Consider the following 14981-nt stretch of genomic DNA (forward strand, 5'->3'; position numbering starts at 1 on the left):
GGTATTATTAGTAAAAGCATTTACTTATAGGGCAAGAAATGATATTATTAATTGATTGAAGATTAACTTAGATGTATTTAAATAGTTATTATTATTTAATTTCAATTATGATGAAAAATAACATGTGATGTGAATAAACAAGGAGTATATTTTATTTGATTAATGTCTTAAAATAAGGATTGAACTTTAAATAATAGTATCATATAATCAAATCAAGTTAATATTAATTAATAAAAAGAAGGTTAAAAATATGGAAATTGCAGATATAATAAAAAAAGAATTACATAATAACGAATATGAAAGATTGAATGAAGAAAGATTAGAGTGTGACTTACAATATTCTATAAAAACAATAAATAGATTATTTAAGGCTAAATTTAAAATGACATTGAAACAATATCATAAAAATTATATTGCAAACAATATAATAAAAACTGCTTTTTTAGAAGGAAAATCGGTTAAAAAATATTTTGAAGAAATAATTGATAAAAATATTAATATGTATTGGAGTGATTATAAAGCTTTTAATACATTTATAAACAATAAAAAGTATTAAAATGTAATATTATAACATATTTTAAATAAATATGTTATAATATTTATAATAAGGTTAAAAAGAGGTGATTGACATAAAGGTATATGAACTTAATTTATCTATTTATTTACTAAAAAGGATTGATTTTAGTAATTTAAATGGTGAAATTAATAAATTAATAGATAAAAGTTTTATTCATGATGAAAAAATGAAGAAATTTCATGAAAGCAATAACTATAAATTTTATTGTTTTAATAGTTTATATCCATTAGAAAAAGATAAAGTTTATAAAGGAGGGCACATATATAATTTAATTATTAGAACTATAGATATTAATCTGTCTAATTATTTTAAAAGATATTTGGCAAATGAGTATACAGATTCTATGAAAGGATTAATTATTAAATGTAGAGAAATTCCACAAAAATTTATTGATAAAGTGTATAGCATAACACCAGTTATTTTAAAATTTGAGGATGGATATTGGAAAACTAATAATAGTGCAATTGTTTTTGAAAAACGCCTAAAAGAAAATTTAATTAAAAAATATAATAGCTTTTTTAATGAAAAAATAGATGAAAATGTAGAAATATTTAAGTATATAAAATTAGAAAATCAAAAACCTATACCAGTTAAATATAAGGATATTTTGCTTTTAGGAGATAAAGTTACAATAGAGTTTGCTGAAAATGAAGTCGCTCAGAAGTTAGCATATATTGCTATTGGATGTTCGGTCGGAGAAATGGGTTCTCGTGGAATGAGTTACTGTAATTATAAATGGATTTAAGGAGGTGTTTTTTTGAATAAAGACCTTATTGATATATTTAATGTTCAATATAATGCTAAAGGTGAAAAGCTAATAACAGATAATTATACTTTAGCTGATGGCACTTATATAATGGTAAATACTGATGGCAATATAAAATATCAAAAAGAATTTGATAAAAAAGTTAATCAAATAATAGAATTTGAAGAATTTATAACTCGTGATTATTTATCAAAATATTTAGAATCTAATAAGTCAATAGAAAAATCTAAGCTTATTCACAGTAATAATTACATGAGCTTTTTTATCAAAAAAGAAACTTTAAATTTAGAGGAATTTGCTAAAAAAAAGAAAAAAGCTAATATTAAAGAATTTATATTAGAATGTATAGATGATTATTTTAATGTTTTAGAAAATCCAAAAAATAAGTATAGCAAGAAGAAAGAAGCTTTAAAACTTTATAAAGAAATAGAAGAACAATTAGGTTTATCTAATGTTGAAAAAGTTAATTATTGTAGAAATTGGATAAAGGAAAATATATTTCAAATAGGAGAAAATTTAAAAGATTATAAGGGGTATTTAAAAATATTTTTTGATTTCCCCATAGAAGAATACGAAAAAGAAAGTAATCGTTATATTATTCCTAATATATATAACTCTAATGATTATAATACAGAATTTAATGGAGAAATATTAGGGCTTCCTAACAATAATATGGGGATGAATTCCAAAAAACCATATTTAGCTAATAAAACTAGAAAAAATAATATGCCGTATCTTATTAATAAAGAGGATGTATTAATTCAAAAAAAATTCTATGATTATTTATATAATTTAGTTAATAATGGAGTTAACAATGTATATTTTGATATAACTAATAAAATAATTAAACCTTTATATAAAGATGAGGAAACGAAAAGACATAAAGAAAAAGTTGAAAAGGGATTGAGAGCTTATTACTTAAGAATACAAAAGGGAAAAGAAGTAGAAATCCACGATTTTGATATTATAACTAATTATAATACTGAAATTACTGCTTTAGAGATAAAAGAAGAAATAGTTAATGAAAATATAAGAGTTAAATCTAAATTGTTAGAAAATGGAGGCAAAAAGGTTACATCTATATATTCTTTAGAGAAACTAGTTGATAGAATTTATTTTAATAAATTTCTTGTGAATAACTATTTTACACCTATAAAAGATTTAAAAATTAACGATTCCAAAGTGCTAGAACAAATGGCACTAACTAAAGATGCTTGGTTTTCTTTTATATATAAAGGCAATGTTAATCAAATAAAATCTATGTTTAAAAAAAGTTCCATGGAACTTATAAAAAATTCAATAGCTAATGGTTATGTTGTGAAAGCTTTTGAACAATTTGTATTAAGAGAAGCTATTCTTGATTATTTTGAATTAAATAAGGATAGAAAAGTTAGTAATATAGATGGAGGTAGGAGAATGGGAGATTTTATAAAACCTATTAATGATAAATTAAGGCAAAAGATAAATATTAAAGAGAAAGATATAAGAGAAAATAGAGTGACTCAAGGAGTTATTGAAAGTGATGAAGAGTATTATTTTGCAGTAGGTCAATTTATAAGTTATTTATTTTCTTTAAGTAAAGCCAATACTAAAAAACAATCTCTAATAAATCCTTTTTTAAACTGTAAAAGTGATAAGAAATTAAAAGAGTTATTGGAAAGACTTTATAAAAAATATAATCATGCTATTGAAGGAAATTACGGTAGGGCTAGTAGTTTAAATAGAATGATCATAGGCTATATTCCTAAAGAAAGTAAAGTAAAAACCGATATTTTAATAGCTGGGTATCTTTATAGTAGTTTAATTTATGAAGAGAGTAAGGATAATAAAGAAAATAATAAGAAAGACGAAAAATAGGAGGAATTTTTATTATGAAGAAAAGAGTTTATGGAGTAATAGGAATAAAATCAATAATGTCAAATTGGAATGCAGATTTTAGTGGATATCCAAAATCAACATCAGATGGAGAGGTTTTTGGAAGTGATAAAGCACTTAAATATCCTATGAAAAAGATGTGGGATGATAGTGGTGAAAAGGTACTTTATATAAAGTCATATAAGATTGATGATGATAGTAAAAAGAAAGATGAAGTAAAGTTAAGACCAAGGTCATTAAAAGAGAGATATGAAAAAATATTTGAAGTTTCTGATTTGGCAACTGAGAAAGATAGTAGAAATGTTGTGAAAAATTTATTTTTAGCAACAGATGTTAAACAGTTTGGGGCAACATTTGCAGAGGCTAAAAATAACATTTCTATAACAGGAGCAGTTCAAATTAATCAAGGATTTAATATATATGAAGGGCATAGCGTAGAAGAACAACAAATTCTTTCTCCATTTAGAGATGGAACAAAAGATGAGGCAGATGCGTCCACTCTTGGAACTAAAATAGTAAGTAGTGAAGCTCATTATATATATCCTTTTGTTGTAAATCCAAAAGCATATAATAACTATGTAGAGATGAAAGTAACTGACGGGTATACAGAGGAAGATTACAAAAAATTTAAAGAAGCTGCATTGATTTCTGCAACTGCTTTTAATACTAATTCTAAAACAGGATGTGAAAATGAAATTTCTATTTTTATTGAAACAGAAGAGGATCTATATCTTCCCAATTTAGCTAGGTTTATAGAGTTTAGGAAGGAAAATGACAAAGGAATATTTACATTTAAATTTAAAGACTTATTGGAAGCTTTAGACCAAAGAATTAATAATGTAGAAATATATTATAATCCTTATGATACTGAGTTTGAAAATAAAATAGAAGGAGAAAAGTATAAATACTTTAATATATTTACTAGAGAAGAGGTAAAATAGTATGAAGTTTTTAAGATTTAAACTTAGTGGAAAGACAGCTTTTTTTAAGAAACCAGATGTAAACACTTATTATTATTTTACCTACACTTCAATTCATAAGGTTGCACTTCTTGGAATGTTTGGAGCAATTTTAGGTCTTGGTGGATATAATGAGAGAAATAATAATCGAGAAATAAAAAAAATAAAGGAAGATTTCAAATATCCTGAGTTTTATGAAAAATTAAAAGAGTTAAAAGTTGCTATAGTTCCAACTAATAATAAAGATTTAAAGCAGGGAAAGGGTTACATAACTTTTGATGGTTATGTAAATAAAAAGATTCAAACCTTTAATAACTCGGTAGGCTATGCATCATATGAAGTAGGGGGGAATCTCATAGTAAAAGAGCAATGGCTTGAAAATCCTGTATGGGAGATTTATCTTAAAGTGGATAGTAAGATAAGTGAGGAATTAGCTAAAAGATTTATGAATTATAGTTTTACCTATATGCCTTATTTAGGAAAAAATGATCACTATGCAAATATTGAAGAAGTTTCAATTATAAATGATGGGGAATTAATAAATTCAAGTGATGTAAAATCTATCTATGGATTGTTTAAAAGCAATTATTTTGAAATAAATAATAATATTGATTGTGATGATGGTGAAGACGATGACGAGGATAATGATTATAACAAGATAGAATGGGTTTTTGAAGAATTTTTACCTGTATCTTTAACAGAAAGTATCAATCAATATCAAAAGGAAAAATTCAGAGCAACTAGCCTTAATGTTAAATGTGTCAATGATTATAAAGAAATATATAAAATCAATGGATTAAATATATTTTTCTTTTAGGAGATGATTTTGTGACAATAAAAGATATTAATATATATAAATTAGAGGAAAACTTTAACAATTTAGATAAAATACAGGCTCATTTTAAAGAAAATGAAAAAGATGAAAAAGATGAAAAAAATGATAATGAAACACTAAAAGAGCATTTAGAGTCAACTTTAAAGTATTTTTACAAAATAGTTAAAGATAAAAAATTAGAAAATATAATAAAAAATTTTGAAGATGAACTTCTAAAAGGCTATTCAAATATAGTTAGACATCTATTTAAAGAACTCTTGGTAAATGCTATTTATATGCATGATGTTGGAAAGAGTAATCCTAATTTTCAGTATTATAAAATGAAAAATAATGAAAGTTTTCAGTCTTTAGATAATAAAAAAACAGAGCATTCTCTATTTTCTTCTATTATGTATTTTAATAGTTATTGTGGAAAGATCGTTGATAATGTAGAGGGGGAAGAGAGAAATCTTCTCCTTTTAATTTTAATGATTAATAGTTATGCAATAGCTAGGCATCATGGTTACTTAAAAGATTTTTTTGAATTTTATGAAGAAAGATTCCCAAAAGCTTATAGAGAAGCTAAAGAAATTTCTAAAATTCAAGAAAATAATTTTTATGTAAATTATAAAGGTGAATTTAAGAGGTTAAAGTTAATTAATAATTTACAAAAGCTTGATAGAAAAAATGAGTTGTTTAATATTTTAGAAAAAAAAGAAGCTTGGAAAAGTGTAGATTTATATATTTATAGTAGATTTGTTTTTTCACTTATAGTTAGTTCAGATTTTTATGCTACATCAGAGTATGAAACAGGAGAAAAGGTATATGATTTAGGTCTCTTGGGTAACGTAGAAGAATTTGAAGAAAGTTTTAATAAAACAAAAGTTTCTGAAAGTATAAAAGAATATAGAAATTTTAAAACAGGATTAATAGATAAATGTCCGTTTAAAGAAAATGATATTAATCTTTTAAGAAGTGAAATATTTTTAGAAAGTGAAGAAAATTTATTAGAAGGACTTAAAGAAAAAATAGATATATTTTTCTTAGAAGCACCAACAGGTTCTGGCAAGACTAATAGTTCAATAAATTTAGCTCTTAAAGCCTTAGAAAAAGATAAAAGTTTAAATAAGTTGTTTTATATATTCCCTTTTAATACCTTAGTAGAACAAACGAAAAATTCATTAGATGAAATTTTTGAAGGTAAAGGTTTAAAGGAGAAAATATCAGTAGTAAATTCAATAACAGCTATGAAAGAAAAATTTAAAGATGAAGATACAAAAGTAGATTATGAAAAAACACTACTTGCAAGGCAATTTTTACATTATCCAATTACTTTAAGTACTCATGTAAATTTATTTAATTATTTGTTTGGACTTAATAGAGATTCTGTATTTCCATTAACCCAACTTGCAAATAGTGTAGTTATTATTGATGAGGTACAGAGTTATAAAAATTCTATATGGACTGAAATTATAATATTTTTGAAAAAATATTCAAAGTTATTGAATATAAAATTTATAATAATGTCAGCAACACTTCCAGATTTAAGGAAACTTAGTAATGAAAAATGTGGATTTAAGATGTTAATTAATAATAGAGAGAAATATTTTCAAAATCCATTATTTAAAAATAGAGTAGAAGTTGATTATTCATTATTAGATAAAAACTTGGATTTACAAGGTCTTTTAGAAAATATAAGGTCTGTTTTAGAAGAGAATAATAAAAAGATAGTAATAGAGTTTATAAAAAAGAAAAGTGCATTAGAGTTTTACGAAATATTAAAAAATGTAGAAGATGAACTTGGAAAAGAAGTTCTTTTAATTACAGGTGACGATAATAGAGCAGAGAGAAAAAGAATTATAAATAAAGTTAAAGGATTGGATAGAGAAGGTAATAAAATTGAATATCCTAACAATAACATAATTTTAGTTGCAACTCAGGTTATTGAAGCTGGGGTAGATATTGATATGGATTATGGATTTAAGGATATATCGATTTTAGATAGCGAAGAGCAATTTTTAGGACGTATTAATAGAAGTTGTAAAAAGAAAAACGCAAAGGTGTATTTTTTTAATATTGATGATGCAAGTAGTATTTATAAAAATGATTTAAGAAAAATTAAAGAATTGACTATTGAAAATAAAGAGATAAGGGAAATATTAAAAAATAAAGATTTTAGCTTGTTTTATAAAAAGGTAATGGATTATTTGACTAAACAAAACCAAAGATTAGATGCTGAAAATATTAATGATTTTAGAGAAATCTCAATAAAAAAACTAAATTATATAAATGTATATGATAGAATGAAGCTTATAGATGAAAGAAATCAATTCAGTGTGTTTTTAAATAGAGAAATTTATGACTTGAGTGGAGAATGTATCAATGGAGAAGAAATTTGGAATGAATATAAAAAATTAATAAAAGATAAAGATATGAATTATGCAGAAAAACAGGTTAAATTATCAGAAGTAAAAGAAAAAATGGAGTATTTTATATATACAGTGTCCAAAATAAATTTTTCATACAATGATTCTATTGGTGATTTAACTTATGTAGAAGATGGAGAAAAATTCTTTACTAATGGTAAGTTTAACCCGAGTGCTGTTGATGGTTTCGATAGTATTGAGTTTTTATAGGAGATGGTGTTTTGAAGGTTAATGGTACACTTATAAATTATTATTTTCACTGCAAAAGGCAATGTTATCTTCATGGAAATAGAATTAATTTAGAATCTAATAGTGAAGATGTTAAAATTGGAAAGGCTATTCATGAAATTAAAGAAGAAGAGGGTAGCAATACAGAGATATCTATTGAAAATATAAAGATAGATAAAATAACAAAAGAATATCTTGTAGAAATTAAGAAATCTGATTCAGATTATGAAGCTGTTAAATGGCAAATTTTATTTTATTTGAAGGTTTTAAAATCTAAGGGATTAAATAGGAAAGGAAAGATAGAGTTTGTTGAAAAGAAAAAGAATAAGATATTTTATGAAGAATTAGATGATGAAAAGGAAAAGAAATTAGGAGAAATTGAAAGTGAAATTAAAGCTTTACTTGATAGTAAATACCCACCCGAAGTGAAGTTTGATAATAAATGCAAGAAGTGTGCTTATTACGAGTATTGTTATATTTAAGGAGAGAGGTATATGGGAAGTACAAAATATTTAACATCAATGGGAGAGCTAAGTAGAAAAGATAATTCTATATGTTTTAGGGTTAATAATAAAAATGCGTATATTCCAGTTGAAAATGTTAGTGAGATTTATTGTTTATCAGAGGTTTCATTAAATAGTAAACTTTTAGATTTTTTAGCTAGGAATAATATAGTGGTGCATTTTTTTAATTATTATGAAGGGTATAGTGGAAGTTTTTATCCAAAAGATAATCTTGTAAGTGGTAGGCTTTTAATAGCCCAAGTAAAAGCTTATGAGAATAAAAGAATGGAGATAGCTAAAGCCTTTGTTTGTGGTATAGCTGAAAATATAGATGATACATTATATCACTACTATAAACATAATAAAAAGGATGTTAAAGAAACAATTGACTGGATAAGAAAAGAATTCAAGAAAAAAATTGATGAAGTTAATGATATAAAACAACTTATGCAAGTTGAAGGTGAGCTTTGGCAAAGATTTTATGGAGATTTTAAATATATATTACCTGAGGATTTTGTATTAAACAAGAGGGTTAAAAGACCACCTGACAATCCAATAAATGCATTAATATCTTTTGGAAATAGTTTATTATATGCTAAGACTGTTTCTACAATATATAAAACTCATCTTGATCAAAGAATAAGTTTTCTTCATGAACCATCAGAAGGAAGATTTTCTTTAAGTTTAGATATAAGCGAAACATTTAAGCCAATATTAGTTTTTAAAACCATATTTGATTTAGTAAATAATAAAAAACTACAAGTGGCAAAGCATTTTGAAAAGAAATTAAATTACTGTGTTTTAAATGAAGAAGGAAGAAAAATATTTATAGCTGCCTTTGAAGAAAGATTAGAAAGTGTGTTTATGCATAGTAAACTTAAAAGAAAAGTAAGTTACAAAACTTCTATGAAGCTTGATTGCTATAAATTGATAAAATGTATATTAGAGGACAAAGAACTTAAAATGTTTAACATTAAGGAGAAAATGTAGAAATGAAAAAAAAGATAAACTATAATTATGCATTTTTATTTTATGATGTTAAAGAAAATAGGGTAAATAAGGTTTTTAAAATATGTAAAAAGTATTTAAGTCATTATCAAAAATCAGTTTTTAGAGGAGAAATAACCCCTTCAAATTTAATAAAATTAAGAAAAGATATAAAAAATGTAATTGATGAAACAGAAGATTTTATTTGCATAATAAAATTATTAAATGATGGAATGTTTGGAGAAGAAATAATAGGAGTAGCTAATAAAACAGGAGAAGATTTATTTTTATAATATATTTACCAGGTAAAAACAATTTTAATTTTTTAAAAGCATGATTATTAAAGGCTTTAAGATTATTTTTAAAAGTTTATAGAAATTTTTTTGATTACTTGGTAAAATATTATTAGAAAGTGATAAGTAAAGGCTTAACAGGGAATTAACTATTTTAAAAATGGCTTTTTTACAGTGATTGAAGAATAACATTAGATGTATTTAAATGATGCAGCAAAAACACTTCCTCCTGGCGAATTAAATTGAAGAATAACATTAGATGTATTTAAATTGGAAATGATAGGTGGCGAGGAGGTCTAGGATATGTATTGAAGAATAACATTAGATGTATTTAAATATGTATGGCATTAAGATAGATAAGTAGTGCTTCAATTGAAGAATAACATTAGATGTATTTAAATTGGATTTGATTTTGGGATACCAGGTACTATACCTTAATTGAAGAATAACATTAGATGTATTTAAATCTTATATTTGATGTCATTATGCCTAACGTATTATCATTGAAGAATAACATTAGATGTATTTAAATTAAAAAATATTTTTTATGAAACTATTGCTATAAAAATTGAAGAATAACATTAGATGTATTTAAATCCACCTACAAACCTATCTTTTTCAACAATGTATACTATTGAAGAATAACATTAGATGTATTTAAATATTTGCTATGCAGAAACCGTTGTACAACCTCAACACGATTGAAGAATAACATTAGATGTATTTAAATATTAGACTACTACTAACGCCTGATATCCACGAAATATTGAAGAATAACATTAGATGTATTTAAATATTTTATTAATTACTTTAGTTATATATGGTATATTAGATTGAAGAATAACATTAGATGTATTTAAATATTTGGTAGTGCCTACCCAACAAGAACTAAATACAAATTGAAGAATAACATTAGATGTATTTAAATAACATCATAACATTCTGAACCTCCCACGACTAAAGATTGAAGAATAACATTAGATGTATTTAAATAAAATTTAACTTTTGAACATCCAATTGAGAGAACAAAAATTGAAGAATAACATTAGATGTATTTAAATTTTAGCAAGTCTTCAGTTAAGGTGTAACCTTTATATTGAAGAATAACATTAGATGTATTTAAATGCTAAAGACCAAGCAACAAGAGAACTCCATGCAGCCGATTGAAGAATAACATTAGATGTATTTAAATTGGAGTCACAAAGTAGACCAGTATTCCTACTTTGCATTGAAGAATAACATTAGATGTATTTAAATCGTTCATTAGTACTAGGAGTTTGTGTGAACTCTAAATTGAAGAATAACATTAGATGTATTTAAATCCGCTCTCTTTCTTTAAATTTCAACCTTATAAACGCATTGAAGAATAACATTAGATGTATTTAAATTAAAAATATCTTTTACTCATCGTACCCTCCTTTATATTGAAGAATAACATTAGATGTATTTAAATAGCTAGGAGACGAGCTAAATCATCTAAATCTGTTAAATTGAAGAATAACATTAGATGTATTTAAATGGTAAACAAAAAATAAAAAAGATAGGACAAGAGATATTGAAGAATAACATTAGATGTATTTAAATCTTAAAAGATATTTATTATCAGAATATAGCATTAAAATTGAAGAATAACATTAGATGTATTTAAATATTAAATTTTTTGTTATATTATTTTGTGTATTATGTATTGAAGAATAACATTAGATGTATTTAAATTGCAAAACTCTCTATAAATTATTATTAAAGAATTGTATTGAAGAATAACATTAGATGTATTTAAATTTAAATAGACATGATATACAACCACCTTAACTTATTATTGAAGAATAACATTAGATGTATTTAAATAAGTATAACGTAATTGGCATTTCATCTACAGAACATATTGAAGAATAACATTAGATGTATTTAAATATACTAGCTGCTCTTAATTGGGTATTGTATGATACTATTGAAGAATAACATTAGATGTATTTAAATTCTCTAATTGAGCTTCTAGTTTTGCTATATTTGAAATTGAAGAATAACATTAGATGTATTTAAATTCAAATTTTTTACTAGTTTTAGAAAGAGAATCAATTGAAGAATAACATTAGATGTATTTAAATCCCTTCGGTCCTTGCTCTCCTTTTTCTCCTTTTATCATTGAAGAATAACATTAGATGTATTTAAATATAAATAGCGGAATATTAGTGACCACTTATCAAAGCATTGAAGAATAACATTAGATGTATTTAAATAGCAACTCCAAACATACTGTGCTTAATGTATGATAATTGAAGAATAACATTAGATGTATTTAAATAAAAAATGACAGTTGAAGAAGCACAAGAACAAATTCATTGAAGAATAACATTAGATGTATTTAAATTTGAAAAATAAATCTGTATCTAATTCATCAATCAGCATTGAAGAATAACATTAGATGTATTTAAATCTTAACCCCTCTATATTTAAACCTTCTCTACTAGATTGAAGAATAACATTAGATGTATTTAAATCCTTAATGCCTTCCTTCTATTATATTCTAATTTAAATTGAAGAATAACATTAGATGTATTTAAATTTTTTTATCCTTTCCAAAACTGTTAACATTCCTATTATTGAAGAATAACATTAGATGTATTTAAATGGAATATACAAGTTTATTCTACAACCAACCCATTAGCATTGAAGAATAACATTAGATGTATTTAAATTTAGCTTCTTCCAATACTAATTTACCCACTTCTTATTGAAGAATAACATTAGATGTATTTAAATTAACTCTAGCTGGAGAAAGAGTTTCCATGAATGGAGGATTGAAGAATAACATTAGATGTATTTAAATTGAAATGTAAAGGAATTATGCCAACTATAGAATTTATTGAAGAATAACATTAGATGTATTTAAATAAGAGCGTTTTGATACTTTAAAGTTAAAGCCAAAGTATTGAAGAATAACATTAGATGTATTTAAATTTTATATATATACTTTTAATAGTTACAGTATGGTTTATTGAAGAATAACATTAGATGTATTTAAATTCTGTATAGACATCAGAGCCATGGTTGCAGTAGTCCATTGAAGAATAACATTAGATGTATTTAAATGAAGCTGTTGGTGATAAAATTTACGCTATCGGAGGGGATTGAAGAATAACATTAGATGTATTTAAATATGTTAATAAGAATTTTTTTTATTGCTTTGGTTGTATTGAAGAATAACATTAGATGTATTTAAATTAGCCAAATTTAGTATTATAAAAAAGTATCTTACAATTGAAGAATAACATTAGATGTATTTAAATATAATAAAATAATTTATTATATTTTTTAATGCATATTGAAGAATAACATTAGATGTATTTAAATATTAAATTTATATAAGCATTTTCTATACTTATCTCATTGAAGAATAACATTAGATGTATTTAAATACTAAGTTTAAAGAAATATATGGCGAAGCTCCAGTAATATTGAAGAATAACATTAGATGTATTTAAATTTGTTAACTTTATAAAACCCACCACCCACTACACTTATTGAAGAATAACATTAGATGTATTTAAATACGCTCTTTTTAATGCCTTCGATATCTAAATCTTTATTGAAGAATAACATTAGATGTATTTAAATTTATCCAGCTCATTCCCGAAATGCTCATAAGAAAGAATTGAAGAATAACATTAGATGTATTTAAATTAGATGTAGCACTATCTCCTATTCTAAAACATACTCTATTGAAGAATAACATTAGATGTATTTAAATTAAGGATGTACCCTATAATATCTTAATAGATTTTACATTGAAGAATAACATTAGATGTATTTAAATTTGTATCTAAATTCTTTTATTATGCTGGCTTGGTCGATTGAAGAATAACATTAGATGTATTTAAATACGTTTCTCCCCAGGTCCCAATTATAAAGGTATGGATTGAAGAATAACATTAGATGTATTTAAATTTTATAACTTTTTCTATTTCTTCTTCAAAAACTGATTGAAGAATAACATTAGATGTATTTAAATTTGGCTTTAAATAGTAAAGAATCTATTAAAGACTTGATTGAAGAATAACATTAGATGTATTTAAATAAATTGGATATTTGGTTAATACAATAATCTTAGTTATTGAAGAATAACATTAGATGTATTTAAATGATTATATATAAATGTTAATAATTATGTAATAATAAAATTGAAGAATAACATTAGATGTATTTAAATTCTAATAAAAATAATTTAAAAATTTTTTAATGAAGAATTGAAGAATAACATTAGATGTATTTAAATATATAGAACAAAATGTTCCATATGGAATATTTTATATTGAAGAATAACATTAGATGTATTTAAATAAAATAATGAAGTTGATGGATATCTAAATCTATATCATTGAAGAATAACATTAGATGTATTTAAATACAGACGCACAGGCTAATGTAAAGGCTTTTGTCGGATTGAAGAATAACATTAGATGTATTTAAATCACTCCTTGCTATTTATTATTATTCTATCTTCTACATTGAAGAATAACATTAGATGTATTTAAATTGTATTTCTTGCCTTTTAAGTAACTTGCACCCGTTTACATTGAAGAATAACATTAGATGTATTTAAATGGTGCTAAGCTTTACCTTTGTTTGTTTATTATTTTATTGAAGAATAACATTAGATGTATTTAAATTTAAACTTTTTAGCTGCCATTCCATAATCTTTGGCAATTGAAGAATAACATTAGATGTATTTAAATAGTAAGTTTTTATATCTATCTGTTAAATCGTATAAATTGAAGAATAACATTAGATGTATTTAAATACATTATTTAATCATCTCCTTTTTTTGAATTTAATAATTGAAGAATAACATTAGATGTATTTAAATCCGTTGTATATAACTTTAAATCTCCACTATTGTATTGAAGAATAACATTAGATGTATTTAAATTTTTTATATGCTTGTAATAAACTATCCTCCACATGCATTGAAGAATAACATTAGATGTATTTAAATTTAAACCTTAAACCTTCTACCGTTACCCTAGTACCATTGAAGAATAACATTAGATGTATTTAAATCATAAAAACGCTACTTTCTATGCAGTTCTCCTATGAATTGAAGAATAACATTAGATGTATTTAAATTTGAAAAAGAATTTATAAGTCCAGTTAGCTTTATCATTGAAGAATAACATTAGATGTATTTAAATTTCTAAAGCTGTAAAATCAAAATTTTCCTTTATTATATTGAAGAATAACATTAGATGTATTTAAATGAAATTTACGAAAGTTATATACATAGCAGTGCATGGATTGAAGAATAACATTAGATGTATTTAAATATATCTTTATTTTTAGAGTCTACTAAAAAATAGTATTGAAGAATAACATTAGATGTATTTAAATTGCTAATTGGTTGGTAATATTCTTTCTTTTTATGTATATAAAAATTATATCAAAGAGGTAGATTTAATTAAGAATTAAATTTTTATCGTTTTAATTTAGTATTTTAAAGTTTATAATATAAGTATGACATATAATTTTTAAGATATAAATAAGGAAGTGAGTGAA

9 protein-coding genes and 1 CRISPR repeat array are annotated in these 14981 nt (G+C 23.9%); all 9 genes read left to right on the forward strand.

Translation table 11 applies throughout. The annotated features are described in order from the left end of the window. Positions 1-250: 250 nt before the first annotated feature. A complete protein-coding gene (locus tag HH195_RS04420; RefSeq protein WP_196371719.1) occupies positions 251-556 on the forward strand; it encodes a hypothetical protein in 306 nt (101 codons plus the stop codon). Positions 557-620: 64 nt separating this feature from the next. Next, the gene (gene cas6 / locus HH195_RS04425) at positions 621-1322 is read left to right on the forward strand and encodes a CRISPR-associated endoribonuclease Cas6 (protein WP_243278543.1); all 702 of its coding nucleotides are present in this window, start codon (positions 621-623) and stop codon (positions 1320-1322) included. A gap of 12 nt (positions 1323-1334) precedes the next feature. Then, positions 1335-3200, forward strand: coding sequence for a type I-B CRISPR-associated protein Cas8b/Csh1 (locus HH195_RS04430; RefSeq protein WP_196371720.1), 1866 nt, complete (start codon positions 1335-1337; stop codon positions 3198-3200). Positions 3201-3214: 14 nt separating this feature from the next. After that, a complete protein-coding gene (locus HH195_RS04435; protein ID WP_196371721.1) occupies positions 3215-4159 on the forward strand; it encodes a type I CRISPR-associated protein Cas7 in 945 nt (314 codons plus the stop codon). A gap of 1 nt (position 4160) precedes the next feature. Continuing rightward, entirely contained in the window at positions 4161-4994 is an 834-nt protein-coding gene (cas5b, locus tag HH195_RS04440; RefSeq protein ID WP_196371722.1) for a type I-B CRISPR-associated protein Cas5b, read from the forward strand. An 11-nt stretch (positions 4995-5005) separates the two neighbouring features. Further along, positions 5006-7627, forward strand: a complete 2622-nt coding sequence (gene cas3, locus HH195_RS04445; protein ID WP_196371723.1) for a CRISPR-associated helicase Cas3' — start codon at positions 5006-5008, stop codon at positions 7625-7627. Positions 7628-7638: 11 nt separating this feature from the next. Then, on the forward strand, positions 7639-8127 hold the full coding sequence (locus HH195_RS04450) for a CRISPR-associated protein Cas4 (RefSeq protein WP_196371724.1): 489 nt from the start codon (positions 7639-7641) through the stop codon (positions 8125-8127). Between the two features lie 12 nt (positions 8128-8139). After that, positions 8140-9138 carry a type I-B CRISPR-associated endonuclease Cas1b gene (cas1b, locus tag HH195_RS04455; protein WP_196371725.1) on the forward strand — a complete coding sequence of 333 codons (999 nt, stop codon included), beginning with the start codon at positions 8140-8142 and terminating at the stop codon, positions 9136-9138. A gap of 2 nt (positions 9139-9140) precedes the next feature. Beyond that, complete coding sequence (gene cas2 / locus HH195_RS04460; protein ID WP_058991589.1) at positions 9141-9428, forward strand: CRISPR-associated endonuclease Cas2; 288 nt, start codon at positions 9141-9143, stop codon at positions 9426-9428. A 177-nt stretch (positions 9429-9605) separates the two neighbouring features. Further along, positions 9606-14816: a CRISPR direct-repeat array (repeat unit 30 nt; unit sequence ATTGAAGAATAACATTAGATGTATTTAAAT). Positions 14817-14981: the final 165 nt, after the last annotated feature.

Source organism: Candidatus Sarcina troglodytae (assembly GCF_015708635.1).
Lineage (GTDB): Bacteria > Bacillota > Clostridia > Clostridiales > Clostridiaceae > Sarcina > Sarcina ventriculi.

Coding starts and splice junctions, on each gene's coding strand:
- cas2 (WP_058991589.1), top strand. CDS start 9,141: ATGAAAAAAAAGATAAACTATAATTATGCATTTTTATTTTATGATGTT.
- HH195_RS04435 (WP_196371721.1), top strand. CDS start 3,215: ATGAAGAAAAGAGTTTATGGAGTAATAGGAATAAAATCAATAATGTCA.
- cas5b (WP_196371722.1), top strand. CDS start 4,161: ATGAAGTTTTTAAGATTTAAACTTAGTGGAAAGACAGCTTTTTTTAAG.
- HH195_RS04420 (WP_196371719.1), top strand. CDS start 251: ATGGAAATTGCAGATATAATAAAAAAAGAATTACATAATAACGAATAT.
- cas1b (WP_196371725.1), top strand. CDS start 8,140: ATGGGAAGTACAAAATATTTAACATCAATGGGAGAGCTAAGTAGAAAA.